This window comes from Kosakonia oryzendophytica, assembly GCF_027886705.1.
GTDB lineage: Bacteria > Pseudomonadota > Gammaproteobacteria > Enterobacterales > Enterobacteriaceae > Kosakonia > Kosakonia oryzendophytica.
This window is the reverse complement of sequence record NZ_CP115659.1, coordinates 87831-103244: the sequence shown is the minus strand read 5'-3', so window position 1 is coordinate 103244 and position 15414 is coordinate 87831. Positions and strand designations below refer to the sequence as shown.

Here is a 15414-nt window from a genome sequence, read left to right as displayed (position 1 = left end):
CGGAGTGGCATACTGCATCTGTGCTTCAGTGTGAGCACGCAGGCACCAGAGGGCCTAACCCTCTGTTTATTCTGCTATCAGGAGGTGAAAACGTGCAGGCGCTGGCAGCGGTAATAAATGTGATCTGCGGCAGCTTTCAACACAAAAGTGCCTGTGGCTTCGCGATGCCACATTACCGGAGAAAAACGCCAGCAATCAGTGAGTTATTTTGCATTGCACAGATGTGCGAGTATTCGAAAAGTCTAAAAACAAATGTGCAATACAAAACGGGGTTTTTGTCGCCGAAAAGGGCAGTAAATCGTTTTGCCGCAGGCCGCAGACAAGGTTATATCGAAGGACCAAACCTGATTCGTTGTTAGCACAAATGTGCAGGAGGCGAAGGATGCCAAATGAAAACAGTGATGATGTTCGCCTGATCGTAAAAATCGCGCAGCTTTATTACGAACAGGAAATGACGCAGGCGCAAATTGCCCGTGAATTGAGCATTTACCGCACCACCATCAGCCGCCTGCTGAAACGCGGTCGCCAGCAGGGCATCGTCACCATTGCCATTAATTACGACTACAACGAAAACCTGTGGCGTGAGCAACAACTCAAAGAGAAATATGGCCTGAAAGAAGCCGTGGTGGTCGCATGCGACAGCGAACAGGAGGAGGTACAACTCGATCTGATGGGCATCTGCGGCGCGCAGTTACTGGAGCGTTTGCTGGAACCTGGCGACATTGTCGGTTTTTCCTGGGGGCGCGCTGTACGGGCGCTAGTGGAGAGGTTATCCCCGGCCAGCCAGTCACGCCAGCTTATCTGCGTGCCTGTTGTCGGCGGCCCTTCCGGCAAGCTGGAAAGCCGCTATCACGTCAACACGCTGACCTACAGCGCTGCCGCAAGATTGAAAGGGGAATCGCACCTCGCCGACTTTCCGGCGCTGCTGGACAATGCCTTGATCCGTAACGGCATTATGCAATCTCAGCACTTTAGAACCATCTCGGCTTACTGGGACAATCTCGATATTGCGGTGGTGGGCATCGGTTCCCTGGCTATCCGTAACGGCGCGAACTGGCACGCGTTTTACGCCAGCGAAGAGAGCGACGATCTGTACGCCCGCCAGGTAGCTGGTGATATCTGTTCGCGCTTTTATGACATCCACGGTGCGACGGTAGAAACCCGGATGAGTGAAAAAACACTCTCTATTGAAACGCATCAATTGAAGAAGGCGCGTTATGTCATCGGCATTGCAATGGGTGAAGAGAAATATAACGGAATTGTAGGCGCATTGAAGGGAGAACATATTAACTGTTTAGTGACTAACCAAGAAACAGCCGATTTATTACTGAAGTAATTCAGGTTATTACGCTTTTACATAATTCATTTTATGGGGCTACTTTTGGCCAACATCAGGAGAAATATATGCAAAACTGGTTAAATCTGCAGGACAAAATCATTGTTGTTACGGGCGGTGCATCTGGAATCGGGCTCGCTATTGTCGACGAGTTATTAGCGCAAGGCGCGAAAGCACAAATGGTGGACATTCACCCTGGCGACGGAAAATATAATAACCACCCGAATTATCGCTTCTGGCAAACGGATATTTCCAGCGCGCAGGCTGTGAATCTGTCTATTAATGGCATGATTCAACACTTCGGGCATATTGACGGTCTGGTCAATAACGCCGGAATTAACTACCCGCGTCTGCTGGTCGATGAAAAAGCCCCGGATGGCAAGTATGAATTAAACGAAGCCGCCTTTGAAAAAATGGTCAACATCAACCAGAAAGGGGGGTTTTTAATGTCGCAAGCGGTAGCGCGCCAGATGGTGAAACAGCGTGGCGGCGTAATTGTGAATGTCTCCTCGGAAAGCGGGTTAGAAGGCTCAGAAGGCCAGAGTTGTTATGCCGCCACCAAAGCCGCGCTGAACAGCTTTACGCGCTCCTGGGCCAAAGAACTGGGTAAACATGGCATCCGCGTGGTGGGCGTCGCGCCGGGAATCCTCGAAAAGACCGGGCTACGCACGCCGGAGTATGAAGAAGCGCTGGCCTGGACCCGCAATATCACCGTTGAGCAGTTGCGTGAAGGCTACAGCAAAAACGCCATTCCGCTTGGGCGTTCCGGGCGGTTGTGCGAAGTCGCCGATTTTGTCTGCTACCTGCTGTCAGAACGCGCCAGCTACCTTACCGGCGTCACCACCAACATTGCCGGCGGTAAAACGCGCGGCTAGGGAGGCCCGATGGTTAACGCTCTTTTTTGTGCCCACGGCTCGCTGGCCTGCGCCATGCGGGATTCCGTACAGATGGTCTACGGCGATGTCAGCGTCGATGCGCTGGAGTTTGTCCCCGGCGAAAACACCCACGACATCATCGCCAAAATGGCATCGCGCATCAACGCCCACCCGGATGAAGCGTGGCTGATTGCGGTCGATTTGCAGTTTGGCAGCCCGTGGAACGCCGCCGCGACACTGGCCATGAGCAACGCAGGTATCCGCGTTATCAGCGGGCTCTCCTTGCCGATGGCGCTGGAACTGGTTGATAACCAGGACAATATGGACGTGGATGCACTCTGCGAACACCTGACGACCATCGCCCGGCAGGCCTGTGCTGTCTGGCAGGCCCCGCAAACAACCGAGGAGGATTTCTGATGAAGATTACCCTTGCACGCATCGATGACCGTTTGATCCACGGCCAGGTCACTACCGTCTGGTCAAAGGTGGCGAATGCGCAGCGGATCATTATCTGTAATGACGATGTCTTTAACGATGAGGTTCGCCGCACATTATTACGCCAGGCTGCCCCACCGGGAATCAAAGTGAATGTCGTCAATATCGAAAAGGCGGTGGCGGTTTACCACAACCCGCAATATAAAGATGAAACTGTCTTCTATTTATTTACCCGGCCGCAGGATGCACTGGCGATGGTTAAAAAAGGTGTACAGATAGAAACCTTAAATATTGGTGGCATGGCCTGGCAACCGGGTAAGAAACAATTAACCAAAACCGTCTCGTTAGACCAATCCGATATTAATGCATTTCGTGAGCTGGATAAGCTAGGTATTCATCTTGATTTACGCGTCGTGGCTTCCGACCCGTCGATGAATATTCTCGAAAAAATTGAAGAGTTGTCGATAGCTGAATAAATAAAAGCACCCGTTTATTTATGCCTTTACTGGCAGGGATAACGACACCCAAAGGACATCAATTATGGAAATAAGTACCTTACAAATCATAGCGATATTTCTTTTTTCTTGTATTGCAGGCATCGGCAGCGTGCTGGATGAATTCCAGACTCACCGCCCGCTGATTGCCTGTACGGTTATCGGTTTTATCCTGGGCGATCTCAAAACCGGGATTATTCTCGGCGGTACGCTGGAACTGATCGCCCTCGGCTGGATGAACGTGGGCGCAGCACAGTCACCGGATTCAGCGCTCGCCAGTATTATCTCCGCCATTCTGGTGATTGTCGGGCAACAGAGCATCGCCACCGGTATTGCCATCGCCCTGCCGGTGGCCGCCGCAGGCCAGGTGCTGACGGTGTTTGCCCGCACCATCACCGTGGTGTTCCAGCACGCTGCGGATAAAGCCGCAGAAGAGGCGCGCTTTCGCACGATCGATCTGCTCCACATTTCAGCTTTAGGCGTTCAGGCGCTGCGTGTGGCAATCCCGGCATTGATCGTTTCGTTGTTCGTCAGCGCCGACATGGTCAGCACTATGTTGAACGCTATCCCGGAATTCGTCACCCGCGGTCTGCAAATCGCTGGCGGTTTTATCGTGGTAGTCGGTTATGCCATGGTGCTTCGCATGATGGGCGTGAAATACCTGATGCCCTTCTTCTTCCTCGGCTTTATTGCCGGTGGCTATCTCGACTTCAGTCTACTGGCCTTCGGTGGCGTCGGCGTGATCATCGCCCTGCTCTACATCCAGCTTAATCCGCAGTGGCGCGATACCAGGCAGCAAACCTCCGCGGCCCACGCCCCTACCTCTCTTGACCAGCTTGACGATTAAAGGAGCCCATCATGGCAGAGAAAAAACTGACCAAATCCGACCTGTTTAGCATGTTTGTCCGCTCCAATCTGCAACAGGCCTCGTTCAACTTCGAACGCATACACGGGCTGGGCTTTTGTTACGACATGATCCCCGCCATCAAACGGCTGTACCCGTTAAAAGAGGATCAAGTTGCGGCGCTGAAACGGCACCTGGTGTTCTTTAACACCACACCCGCGGTTTGTGGCCCAGTGATTGGCGTGACCGCCGCGATGGAAGAAGCGCGCGCCAACGGTGCGGAAATCGATGATGGCGCCATCAACGGCATCAAAGTGGGGCTAATGGGGCCGCTGGCAGGCGTCGGCGATCCGCTGGTCTGGGGCACGCTGCGACCGATCACCGCCGCGCTCGGCGCGTCTTTGGCCCTGTCGGGCAATCTTCTTGGTCCGCTGTTGTTCTTCATTATTTTCAATGCCATACGCCTGGCGCTGAAGTGGTACGGCCTGCATTACGGTTTTCGTAAGGGAGTACGCATTGTCAGCGATATGGGTGGCAACCTACTGCAAAAACTGACCGAGGGAGCGTCGATTCTCGGCCTGTTTGTGATGGGGGTACTGGTGACCAAATGGACCCACATCAGCGTGCCTTGGGTGGTCTCTCAAACCCCTGGGGCCGATGGCGGCACGGTAACCATGACGGTGCAGGACATTCTTGATCAGCTTTGCCCTGGCTTGCTGGCACTGGGGCTAACGCTACTGATGGTGCATCTGCTGAATAAAAAAGTGAACCCGGTATGGCTGATCTTCGCCCTTTTTGGCCTGGGCATTATCGGTAGTGAACTGGGCTTCCTCTCCTGATCCCTCGCCCCGTCAGCACGGGCGGGGCAACTGTCAACCTGTGAGGTATTGAGTATGCAAACCACCGCTTTACGACTGTATGGAAAACGCGATCTGCGCCTGGAAACCTTTGAACTCCCGGAGATGCAGGATGATGAAATTCTGGCAACGGTTGTCACAGACAGCCTGTGCCTCTCCTCCTGGAAGGAGGCGAATCAGGGGGAAGATCATAAGAAGGTGCCCAATGACGTGGCGATGAACCCGATCATCATCGGTCATGAATTTTGCGGCGATATCATTGCTGTCGGAAAAAAGTGGCAGCACAAGTTTCAGCCCGGCCAGCGCTATGTCATCCAGGCGAATCTGCAACTGCCGGATCGCCCGGACTGCCCCGGTTACTCCTTTCCCTGGGTGGGCGGCGGCGCAACGCATGTGCTGATCCCTAATGAAGTTATGGAACAGGACTGCCTGCTGAGCTATGACGGGGAAACGTACTTTGAGGGGTCACTGGTTGAGCCGCTCTCCTGTGTCATTGGCGCGTTTAACGCCAACTATCATCTCCAGGAGGGAACGTACCGTCATCAGATGGGCATCCGCCCGCAGGGGCGCACGTTAATTCTTGGTGGCACCGGGCCAATGGGGTTACTGGCTATTGATTACGCTCTGCATGGTCCGGTGAATCCGTCATTACTGGTGGTCACCGACATCAATGAAGACAAATTGCAATATGCCCGCCAGCATTACCCTTCTGAAGGGCAAACGCAGACTTACTATCTTCATGTACAGAATGCCAGCCAGGACGCCTTAATGGCGCTGAGCGAGGGGCATGGCTTTGACGATATCTTTGTTTTTGTCGCCGACGACCAACTGGTGACAATGGCTTCCGCACTGCTTGCGCCCGATGGTTGCATGAACTTTTTTGCCGGTCCGCAGGATAAGCAGTTCAGTGCGGCCGTTAACTTTTACGATGTACACTACGCTTTCACGCACTATGTCGGTACGTCCGGCGGCAACACCGACGACATGCGCGCGGCGGTCAAACTGATCGAAGAGAAGCGAGTCCAGCCAGCAAAAGTGGTGACGCATATTCTGGGGCTGGATGCCGCAGCGGAAACCACGCTAAGGCTGCCGGAGGTGGGAGGGGGTAAAAAGCTGGTTTATACCGGGAAAAAAATGCCGTTGACCGCACTAACCGGGTTCGGCGACCCGCAGCTTCAGCAGATTCTGCAACGCCATCAGGGACTCTGGTCCGGCGAAGCCGAGCACTATTTATTATCGACACCCACGACATAAGCACGCATAACACAAAGTCTGTCTGTACAAACCGAACCTGTAAGTCTACCTTACAGGTTTTTAAAGACTGACAGACAACCACACATGAAGCGCGCTTTTTTGATTTTCACCACAGCATTTCTTATTAACACCAGCTATGCCGCAGAAACCCTGCCGAAAGATGTCCAGACTTTTCGCGACCTTGCCGAACAGTGCGAGCATTTTGCCGGAGAGCAAGACGCCGATCTTGATGAGCAACGACAAAAAGAGCTGGACGCCAAACTGGAAGCCACCTGCGGCAAAGCCGCCGGGCAGCTCAAAACATTACGGGAGAAGTACAAGAATGACGCAGCATCAATGAAAGTCATTAATGCCTACGATTTCTGACACGACGTCTTCTCTGTGTGAAAGGGAGTACTTGCTCCCTTTCACAGAAATAACAGGGAATAAAATCAGAACAGCATCGTCAATGCTCTGCAAGTCATTCTGTTTACGCCACCGGCTGGCACACACCGCCCTGGTTTATCGCGCCATATCTGATCATTTTCAACTCGTTCGTCTCTTCATGCGGCACTAACGTGATATCGGGCATGACGATGCCATCGGTACTGCAAAAACAGGCATTCCAGTTTTGATAAATATGAATAAGTTCCGCCATGCTTTTTAAACTTAGCTTGCGCAGAATGGCGTTCTTATAATTACTCACGACTTTACGATCAAGATTAAGCGCCTCCATAATATAGCTATTCGGACGGCCATCCAGAATCATCGTCATGATATTGTACTCCACCACGCTCAGATGCACTTTGCGAATACGCTCCTCCTGCTCTTTACTCTTAAGGAAAGCTATTATTTTACGCACTTCTTAATCCATAAAGCTCATAGGGGAACACTTATCCAGCTTGATAAATTTTGTACAGATAAAGGTATGGAAATTTTTCTGTTCCGCAAGGATAAGAAGTAATGAATGCATACTGAAAAATACTATTTTTCCATCGCCACGATCGAAAACAATAAGGGTATGTGCTGTTGATGGGTTAATGTTTTTAAGTAATTTATCCATTCCGCTTACAAAATAGCTATCCTGAGAGATGATATACATATCTAACCTCCAGACAATATTATTTTACAAATATGAGCAAGCCCTTAACTGGCTAAGACCACGCTGTTGCTTACTGTTTCCAGAACGAAAATAGCAATCACAAAAAAGTAGAAAACCACCTGGTTTATCCGCACTTATTTACCGGTAGATTAAAAACGTAATACCCGGCCAACCTTCGCCAGCTCACGTTTTATCGCGCGCTCAAGATGGTGGAGTTGAACCTGATTATCCCCCTCTTCTGCCGCCAGCCAGCTGGCGAGTAATGCCGCATTGCGAATATTCGCGCCCGTCATTTCTGCACGCTGCGCCAGCAGGCGAAAATTAATCTCCTTCGCAAGAGAGACATTGGCAGGCCAAATGACCCGCCACATACGTTCCCGCAATGCCGCATCCGGGAACGGAAAACGTAAAATAAAGGTCAGGCGGCGGGTAAACGCAGCGTCCAGATGATTACGATTGTTGGTCGCCAGAATAACCAACCCAGGGTAACCTTCCAGCCGTTGCAATAGATAGGCAACTTCAATATTGGCATTGCGATCTTTCGCATCTGTCACTTCACTGCGCTTACCAAACAACGCATCCGCCTCATCAAAAAAGAGCACGCCTGCGTCCTGTTCTGCGATGTCAAAGATACGGGCGAGGTTCTTCTCCGTTTCGCCAATGTACTTATTCACCACCGCCGAGAGATCAATCTTAATTAAATCAACGCCAAGTGCACCGGCCAGCACTTCCGCCACCATGGTTTTGCCGGTTCCCGAATCGCCAAAGAATAATGTACTGATCCCGGTACCGTATGCCACTTTCCGGGCAAATCCTTGTTTCAGCACGTTATCGCGCTGGCGGACAGCCGCCAGTACCTCCTGAAGATGCTGCTGCGTGGCCTCATCGATCACCACATCATCAAATGTTCGTACCGGCGTATAACGCTGCGCCAGCTTGCCGTAGGACTGTTGAGTATGTAATTGAAATGCATGGCGTAAATCGTCTGTCTCTATCACTGCGTCAACGTCATCTTCTTCTGTGCGCAGCCGCTGGTACAGTATCGCTTCCCGGATAAGCTGCGGGATTGACTGGCTGTCCGGGTTAAACCGATTAAGCAGCACAGCGATATCCAGCGCCGGTTCAACACGCACACCGGACAACTGGCGCTCCCACAATCCGAACGTGTCATCCGCCGTAATCGCTGGCATAGCAATCACCACCTGGCTAAACCCCACCAGCCGGGGAAGCGTCACGGAAGCGTGCGTCAGTAACACCACCGGCCCGGCCAGACAGTGCAGTTGATGCGCCAGCCAGTCCCATAGCACCGAAAAGTGCTCAACGATGTTCTCTGGCGCACATATCGCCAGACATCCCTGGTAGAGCCGCGTCTCCCGTATCGCCAGTTGCAACATTTTCTGCACCGCTGCGACGGTCAGAGCGCCAGTCAGATGCGCCAGATCGAGGCAAAGCACCGAACGGCTTCGCTTCTCCATCGCTCTGCCGACAACCGCCAGTTGTTCCTGTAGGCGGCAGCCCCGCAAAATGGTCGCCACCGGCGCGTGTTCGCTTTCAATGCAGCACTGCACCAGTTGTTCGGCTAACTGCGGCATGATCTCCGGTTGTACGGAAACCGGCAGCCAGTGCGCGTAGAGTGCCAGTTCAGAGGGAAGCGTATCGTAGCCGAGCAGCCACCCGTAAAGCGCGCTATCCACCCCCGGCACGGCCGCAGATAAGCTGTCATTCTCTTTGTGCTGGAGCGTTAACAGCCCCGTCCGCAGCAAACGTCCACCCGGCAACAGGCAGGCCTGCACCGTTGCCTGTGCTGTTCCGTCACGACATAAAATCCCCATGATGATGGCGACCGAGGGGCGTGTGCTCCGGTTTGTTGGATGAATGCTGGCGAAGAGCTGACCGTAGTGGATGTCATATTCCGGCAGTAGCGTCAGTAATAAAATATCCCGTTCGAGGGCGCTAAGCTGAAAACGGCTTACCAGCCGTTCAAGCCGACTGCCAGCGGGAAGCTCCACCTCGTCGTTTTGCCATGACGCATCAGCATTGAACGCCACGGGAAGCGGGTCTGAAAAGTGAAAATGGGCGGTTTCTTCGCGCTGCGCCCATGCCGATGCGGCTTTTCCCAGCCGTTGAAGCTGCGCCTGCAAGATGGCGGCATCTTCATTTTCATCCGGTTCCGCAAACGTGCGCAGCGGTAGACTCATGGCAGCATTCCTCCGGGGTCGCCGGGTAACCATTCAAGCAACAGTGGCGCGTCGAACCAGGGGAAAAAAGCCAGGTTCAATGGCCACGACCATTTCGTCAGCAGAATATCGAACACTTCCGGCTGGATATGCAGCACCGCCGGGGTCACGTCGGAAAAGAGTTCGCCCGGTCGCTGCAAAAAGAGCTGGCGGATATCGGTCAGCCCCATTTTTTCAAAGGCAGCGATCTGCGAAAAGACGCTGGCTGCCCACTCAGAGGTGATTTGCTGCTGCTGTGCACTCAACGGCTCCGGCATGGCAGGTGGCTCCTCCAGCGGCAGACCGCACAAAAACTGATTGACTACCACACGCTGCGCCTGCGGCTGTTCCGCTTCCCACACCAGCCAGTCAATGGCGGCAACCGCCTGCCAGCGTGCATCGTCGCTGATAAACTGCTTCTCCGCCACCAGCCCCAGCGCGGTAAACCACTGCGGTAATAGCGGCCAGAGTAACACCACCCCGGCATTGCTGACCGGCAGCCCCACTTCCGGGAATTCATCACCCGCGCGATGGGCAAGCCGCCGCCGGGCGGGTGTAGTGTTACGGCTTTGCTGCGATTGCCGGAGAGCGAATGCGTCTCTGCTTTGCGGCGTTTTCCGGGCGATAAATGTGTCTGTGCGCTGTTGCGCCTGCCTGCCGGTTAACGTTTCTCCGTTCTGTTGCGCCTGGCGGGTTGTGAAAGCCTCTGCACCCGGTTGTCTCTGTTGAGCGGCGAATGTTTCTCCGTCCGGTCGTGTCTGATGGGCTGTGAAAATATCTGCGCCCGATTGTCTCTGCTGAGCGGTTAAGGCTTCTCTGCTTTGCCGTACCTGTCCGTATGCTGAGTGATTACCGTCTGAACTGGTGGCCCTCTCTGCCCAATGGGAACGCACAGCGGCAAGGGTTTCTGGCAGTAAAGAAGCCAGATAATCATCAATTTGCTGTTGCACTGCTTTCCCGGCGTGCAGATGTACCGTTCTTGCCACCCCGGCATCACGCCATAACGGTATCACCCAGCGCCCGGCAATGGCCCGCGCCTGCACGATGGGTATGGGTTCAAGTAACTCAATCAGTTGCAGGAACTGCGCGTGCGGGATTTCCTGCTGCACCAACGCTGCGGCCCAGGCATCACGCTGCGCATGGGTCATGCTGTGCTGGCTTAGCCAGTGGCGGCCTTCGGCAACCGTGAGTAAATAGCTCAACGCCTGATGCGCCAGCCGCAACGGCGTCAGACGCGTTGGTGCGGTAGGGCTGTTATCCCGCCACTCGTCCAGGGAAGTTGCTTTCGGGTGAGCAGATGTTATTGCCGTGTAAGACGGAGACCCCACACTTGCAGCAAAATAGTCGTTAGCGTCCCTTGCGAACGCGTAATAAAGCGCCTCTGCAGGCGTTGCCCGGTAACGGGAATGCCTGCCATAACGCACATCGGCAGATAATGTGCGTTGTGGAAAACGGGGGGCATCCGTCCGGGAAGGCGAATGCCAGAACGCCGTTTTTGCTCCCCCACTTTGCAGGCAGGCGATAGCCTCCGTCACAAGCTGCCCGTCTCGTACCGGAGCATTTCCGGTTATCGCATCGCGCCGCGATAACGGCGCATTACGCGCATGGCTGGCTAACTGTGTAAACAGTTGCACCAGCGCCGCCTGTAAACGTTGATAGAAATAAATAGAGAAGTGCTGGCGCGGAATAACACCCAACTTCACTACCACTTTATCAATGATAATATCGCTGTTTATCGCTACGTTATTTTTCGCCGTTTGCAAAACAGCGCTCAACTGTTCTTTATTAATACTGTGATATTCGATTTTTCTTTGCTGCTTTAACACGGGATCAATAAATAACGTAACCCGCAGTGTAGTAATACACAAATCAGATTTAGTCATGGAGAGTATCCAGAATATCTTCAGCGAAAAATTAACCTTTATAATTTCATAATAAAAGCCAGTGCAAAATATTGCGGCTCGTTATTCTGATAATATACGTTACCATTAAATGAACCGGTGTGATTATGGCCTTTCCCTCCCCCGGTGTTCTCCAACCAGCCAGACCAAAATGCACCTATATATGATAAATTTTCAGCAGGGCCTTGTTCCGCATAGGGAGTAAAGTATCCATTACCATAGTTCCCCGAGGTCTTTTGGATAAGACGGTGTGAGTGGGATGGCATCTCTGCAACGGTCAAAGTATGCTCATCAATCGTGATGGTCCCGGTTGGCGTATAGGAATTCTGTTTAGTACCACCCGTTGATTTAGTAAAAGTTTGCGAACCTTTAATAAACCGATCGCGTAGATCCGGAGTGCCATTACTGCCATCGCAGAATGCCCAGCCGGTTGGTGCGGCAGTGCCACTAAACATTACAATGATTCCTTTTGGCACCACATACGCCATATCGACGCTGACGCCATTGGTATCGACTTTAATCCCCGTCGAGGGTTTCACGCTGAGCCCATTTGTACTTGCTGATAATCCTTGGTTGATATCCACCACCATTTTATTGGTTGAGGTATCTATTCTGATCGGGGAAACGCCCTGCCCATCGCTCACGGACGAAAAATCGAACGGATCCAAATCAGGCTCCAACTTGCCTGCCGAGGTAATGCGCATTCCCAAGCCAGGCTTACCATCCTGTCCAGTAAACTGTCCTACCGCTTTAGCCCCTGCGGTTGCATTAGCGATAATGCCTGCATCCACGCTGACACCATTGTTGTCAACAACAATCCCAGTGGAGGCTTTTACGCTTAAACCATCAGATGTTCCAGTCAACCCGTAAGCCAAATCGACAACCGGTTTATTATTTGAAGAGTCAACTGATAATTGCATGGCGTAACTCATATCGTTATCGCTATTGAAATTAAACGAACTCTTAACATTCAGCTCCAGTTTCCCGGTCGAGCCATATCTCATCCCTACGCCAGCATTATTGACTTGACCAGCTGCCTGGCCAGCGGCAACGGCACCCGCGTTTGCCAGATCAATCAGATCGGCAAAATCACTTTGCAGCGGAATGCTGCCCGCTTTAAAACGCGCCTTCAGGGCATCGGGCGACTGTAATTTTTTGGTATCAGCCATAATCGTCTCCAGTACTCAGTGATTAAGCGGTGGGCAACTCTTGCGGAACATAGAACAACTGTTCCTGCACAATAACGCTGGTATTCCATTGGCTACCATCGGCTCCGATAACGGCGGTCTGCTGTGCGTCGGTGGCGATACGCATTAAGCCAATACCCAGTTCGGTCACCGGCAGATGGCCTAAGGTCAGCATTTGCAGGATGCTCCAGGCATCGTCCCCCAACGGGTTACCGTTGTTCTGCCAGCGGGCATAAGTCTGGGCGAAGTTTTTAAACGCGGAGTCGCTCAGCCAGTGGTTGATTAACGACACATGTGCCGGAAACTGCTCCATTACTACCTGCAGCATCCAGGTGATCAGCTTATCCGGCACAATATTCTGGCTGGCGATGATCGTGCGGTTCAGCACCAGGCTTATTACAAATGAAAAGCGATCGGTGGTAGCGTAAGCCGACTCGCTAAAGTTCCACACATAGCGCCAGGCATCGGCCTCCGCCGGGAAGTCATACTGGCTGTCGGCGGCTTTCTCCACCAGCAGGGTACCCGCCAGCGGGTTTACCTCAAGGATGGTGGCATTGATCAGCCAGTCATCCGCATCGGCAGGTTCAATGGGCGAACTTGATGCCGTAGCCTCGATGGTAGCCCCCGCCATGGTGGTGGATAATGAGGCTGCGTGGATGACAATGTGATCCCCGGCCGAAACCATCGCCGGGAACGGGCTTTGGTCGCTGCTGCTGAGTAATTTTTGTGAACTGTCCGCAGGCTGCAGCGCCGCATCGGCATAGTTCAGGGTGAAGTCCATATCCTGTAGCCAGAGATTACTGCTCTGCCAGCGCAGATTTCCTCCTGACCAGGCCGTTTGTAAACGGCTCAGATCGTTAACCAGTTGCTGACTATTCGTTGCATTGACGGTAAAAGTATCGCCGTTGACACTGGTTACCATTTGCTGGCCTACCACCAGGCGGCTGTCGCCTTCGATGGCAATAATATCGACTAACTGACCGACTTCGATTTTCCCGGCAATGCCCGACTGGGTAATGCTCACCAGCGTGCCACTGATGGTGAAGCTTTGCGGCGTCTGGTCAGTGGAGTAACCGCTAGCGGGCACCAGCGGCAATAACTGGCGATGCTCAATCAGGTAAAACGGCAAATTACTCAGATCGGGGTTGTCCTTAAAACACTCACTGTTCAGCCCGATGATGGCGGTAATCCGTTTTTGCAGCGCCGAGACTTTATTAATCTGGATGTTGATGCGGTCGTAGCCCAGTTGCGGTTGTTGGGCGAGATAGGCGCGCTGGGTCAGCAGAAAATCGGCCAAATCAAGGGTTAGCGGGCGCGCGGCTCGCGATGCGCCAAAGTAACCTAACAAATACTGTAAAAATGCCAGTTCGCGAGAAAAGTTCAGCGGATGGGGCGTCACTTTATCCGCCTGGAAAATAGCCGCATCTTGTTGGAAAAGCTCCTGTAGGGTGTTCGCATAAGTACTGTGCACATCATCATTCACCGTGCCATCGTCATAAGGCCAGCGGGTGCCCCGGATGGCATCGGCGCGATCGTCAAACGCCAGCAGTTGCGGTATCGATGCTATTTCAGCGCACATATTGGCCAGCAGTTGATCGATCGGCAGCAGGAACTGGTGTAACTCGCGGATGTTTTGCGCCACCTGTTGCAACGGTTGCTTCAACTGGTAGCAGCCTGGCAGGCGGTTGCCCACCGGAACATAAGCGTTGAAATCGCGCAGTGTGCCCGCAGGAAGCACTACCGGCGGGGTAGTGATCACTGTCGGGGTGCTGAGATATTGACGGATTGCCGCCGCATCCGGTTTTTCATAAATCCCGCCTTTTATCACCAGCGTCAATGGGCTGTCTGCGCCCGCCAGCAGGGTAAACGGGTCGGCTCCCCAAAGTCTGGGGTAGTAACCCGCATCGATTTGCCATGACCATTTATCCGACGTAACGCCGTGTATCTGTGGCGGAAGCGATGTCAGCGAGACCGCATTCACACTCTCCACCCCCTGAATGGTCAACAGGCGGTTGGCCAGCGAACCCAGACTGACGGTCATTCCATTTGCAGACAGTGGCGTCGGTTGCGCAATCTGCCAGCCATGTTTGAGAAAAGGCCCCTCAAAAATCTCTTCATCCGTATAGCCTTTGTCACGCATCTGCACGGTCGTAAAACGTTCCACGAAAGAAAACAGTTGCGCGCTGGTAGCCTCAAAGATGTGTGCCACCACCGCGGCCACACTCTCCACATCGCTGCTGAGGCTGATTTCCAGATTGAGGTTAAAATCCACCGGCTGAAGCCAGATAACCCGTGCAAAAAATTCCCCCAGGTTACGATGGCTGGCGAGAAAATCCGCCAGATACGTTTGTACCGTTGCATTATCGTCACTGGAGAGCGCCTGCGTATAGCGGGAAGGCACTAGGTAGAGCCAGTTATTGCCGCGAAGGGTTAATTCCTGCCACTCGTCGTCTACCGCATCGGTTGGTTTAGTAAAGGTGTACTTACGGTTAACTTTGTCATACCACCAGTGAAAGGTATTGCTGCTGTCCTCAGGTTCTTTTACCAGCGCGCAATCGTCAAAAATAAACCCCTGCTCGTCACCGTCCAGACCAATGTCACAGCTGTGGATATCAAGGATAGCGCGGCGGTAATCTTCAGCCGTCACCGTGTTGCAGCACAGTACGCCCTGTGGCCCAAATTCTGGCGGAAAGAGGGTGGTTTTTCCCGCAGCAGTGAGCAGATCGTTAAGCGATAACGACAAGCGGTACCCGAGGTCAGAATCATTCCAGGTGGTGGCCTGCAACAGGGTCACGCCGGGATCGTGGTCGGTGGTATCGGTCCAGATATCGCCACACAGGGTGTTGAGGCTTTCCGTTGCCTGTTGCCACAGTGTAGCGAAATCAATATCCGCTTTGACGACCGGGAACAGAGCATTTTCTTTAGACATAAGCG

14 protein-coding genes are annotated in these 15414 nt (G+C 53.0%); 8 read left to right on the top strand and 6 right to left on the bottom strand.

What is annotated here, in order from left to right; genetic code table 11:
- Positions 1-382: 382 nt before the first annotated feature.
- From O9K67_RS00450 to O9K67_RS00415, 8 genes are all read left to right on the top strand, one after another.
- Complete coding sequence (locus tag O9K67_RS00450) at positions 383-1336, top strand: sugar-binding transcriptional regulator (RefSeq protein ID WP_061492481.1); 954 nt, start codon at positions 383-385, stop codon at positions 1334-1336.
- 68 nt (positions 1337-1404) lie between these two features.
- Positions 1405-2211: an SDR family oxidoreductase gene (locus O9K67_RS00445; RefSeq protein WP_061492480.1), complete on the top strand. Its 807-nt coding sequence runs from the start codon at positions 1405-1407 to the stop codon at positions 2209-2211.
- Positions 2212-2220: 9 nt separating this feature from the next.
- Positions 2221-2628: a mannose/fructose/sorbose PTS transporter subunit IIA gene (locus O9K67_RS00440; RefSeq protein ID WP_061492479.1), complete on the top strand. Its 408-nt coding sequence runs from the start codon at positions 2221-2223 to the stop codon at positions 2626-2628.
- Positions 2628-3122, top strand: coding sequence for a PTS system mannose/fructose/N-acetylgalactosamine-transporter subunit IIB (locus O9K67_RS00435; protein ID WP_061492478.1), 495 nt, complete (start codon positions 2628-2630; stop codon positions 3120-3122). The genes O9K67_RS00440 and O9K67_RS00435 overlap by 1 nt, the downstream gene beginning before the upstream one ends.
- 64 nt (positions 3123-3186) lie before the next feature.
- Entirely contained in the window at positions 3187-3987 is an 801-nt protein-coding gene (locus tag O9K67_RS00430; protein ID WP_061492477.1) for a PTS mannose/fructose/sorbose transporter subunit IIC, read from the top strand.
- Positions 3988-3998: 11 nt separating this feature from the next.
- Positions 3999-4823 carry a PTS system mannose/fructose/sorbose family transporter subunit IID gene (locus tag O9K67_RS00425; RefSeq protein WP_061492476.1) on the top strand — a complete coding sequence of 275 codons (825 nt, stop codon included), beginning with the start codon at positions 3999-4001 and terminating at the stop codon, positions 4821-4823.
- 54 nt (positions 4824-4877) lie between these two features.
- The gene (gene sorE / locus O9K67_RS00420) at positions 4878-6095 is read left to right on the top strand and encodes an L-sorbose 1-phosphate reductase (RefSeq protein WP_061492475.1); all 1218 of its coding nucleotides are present in this window, start codon (positions 4878-4880) and stop codon (positions 6093-6095) included.
- 84 nt (positions 6096-6179) lie between these two features.
- Complete coding sequence (locus O9K67_RS00415; protein ID WP_061492474.1) at positions 6180-6461, top strand: hypothetical protein; 282 nt, start codon at positions 6180-6182, stop codon at positions 6459-6461.
- A 103-nt stretch (positions 6462-6564) separates the two neighbouring features.
- On the opposite strand, the gene O9K67_RS00410 is transcribed toward O9K67_RS00415, so the two are convergent.
- The 6 genes from O9K67_RS00410 to O9K67_RS00385 all read right to left on the bottom strand — a co-directional run bounded on the left by O9K67_RS00410 (position 6565) and on the right by O9K67_RS00385 (position 15409).
- On the bottom strand, positions 6565-6936 hold the full coding sequence (locus tag O9K67_RS00410) for a LuxR C-terminal-related transcriptional regulator (protein ID WP_061492473.1): 372 nt from the start codon (positions 6934-6936) through the stop codon (positions 6565-6567).
- Between the two features lie 3 nt (positions 6937-6939).
- On the bottom strand, positions 6940-7176 hold the full coding sequence (locus tag O9K67_RS00405) for a hypothetical protein (protein ID WP_061492472.1): 237 nt from the start codon (positions 7174-7176) through the stop codon (positions 6940-6942).
- A gap of 149 nt (positions 7177-7325) precedes the next feature.
- Positions 7326-9374, bottom strand: coding sequence for an ATP-binding protein (locus tag O9K67_RS00400; protein ID WP_061492471.1), 2049 nt, complete (start codon positions 9372-9374; stop codon positions 7326-7328).
- On the bottom strand, positions 9371-11275 hold the full coding sequence (locus O9K67_RS00395) for a contractile injection system tape measure protein (RefSeq protein WP_061492470.1): 1905 nt from the start codon (positions 11273-11275) through the stop codon (positions 9371-9373). The genes O9K67_RS00400 and O9K67_RS00395 overlap by 4 nt, the downstream gene beginning before the upstream one ends.
- A 38-nt stretch (positions 11276-11313) precedes the next feature.
- Positions 11314-12462 (bottom strand): tail fiber protein, encoded by a 1149-nt coding sequence (locus O9K67_RS00390; RefSeq protein ID WP_061492469.1) that lies wholly within the window; start codon positions 12460-12462, stop codon positions 11314-11316.
- Positions 12463-12484: 22 nt separating this feature from the next.
- The gene (locus O9K67_RS00385) at positions 12485-15409 is read right to left on the bottom strand and encodes a hypothetical protein (RefSeq protein WP_061492468.1); all 2925 of its coding nucleotides are present in this window, start codon (positions 15407-15409) and stop codon (positions 12485-12487) included.
- Positions 15410-15414 lie beyond the last annotated feature (5 nt).

Coding starts and splice junctions, on each gene's coding strand:
- O9K67_RS00440 (WP_061492479.1), top strand. CDS start 2,221: ATGGTTAACGCTCTTTTTTGTGCCCACGGCTCGCTGGCCTGCGCCATG.
- O9K67_RS00390 (WP_061492469.1), bottom strand. CDS start 12,462: ATGGCTGATACCAAAAAATTACAGTCGCCCGATGCCCTGAAGGCGCGT.
- O9K67_RS00395 (WP_061492470.1), bottom strand. CDS start 11,275: ATGACTAAATCTGATTTGTGTATTACTACACTGCGGGTTACGTTATTT.
- O9K67_RS00435 (WP_061492478.1), top strand. CDS start 2,628: ATGAAGATTACCCTTGCACGCATCGATGACCGTTTGATCCACGGCCAG.
- O9K67_RS00400 (WP_061492471.1), bottom strand. CDS start 9,374: ATGAGTCTACCGCTGCGCACGTTTGCGGAACCGGATGAAAATGAAGAT.
- O9K67_RS00430 (WP_061492477.1), top strand. CDS start 3,187: ATGGAAATAAGTACCTTACAAATCATAGCGATATTTCTTTTTTCTTGT.
- O9K67_RS00415 (WP_061492474.1), top strand. CDS start 6,180: ATGAAGCGCGCTTTTTTGATTTTCACCACAGCATTTCTTATTAACACC.
- O9K67_RS00445 (WP_061492480.1), top strand. CDS start 1,405: ATGCAAAACTGGTTAAATCTGCAGGACAAAATCATTGTTGTTACGGGC.
- O9K67_RS00425 (WP_061492476.1), top strand. CDS start 3,999: ATGGCAGAGAAAAAACTGACCAAATCCGACCTGTTTAGCATGTTTGTC.
- O9K67_RS00405 (WP_061492472.1), bottom strand. CDS start 7,176: ATGTATATCATCTCTCAGGATAGCTATTTTGTAAGCGGAATGGATAAA.
- sorE (WP_061492475.1), top strand. CDS start 4,878: ATGCAAACCACCGCTTTACGACTGTATGGAAAACGCGATCTGCGCCTG.
- O9K67_RS00450 (WP_061492481.1), top strand. CDS start 383: ATGCCAAATGAAAACAGTGATGATGTTCGCCTGATCGTAAAAATCGCG.
- O9K67_RS00385 (WP_061492468.1), bottom strand. CDS start 15,409: ATGTCTAAAGAAAATGCTCTGTTCCCGGTCGTCAAAGCGGATATTGAT.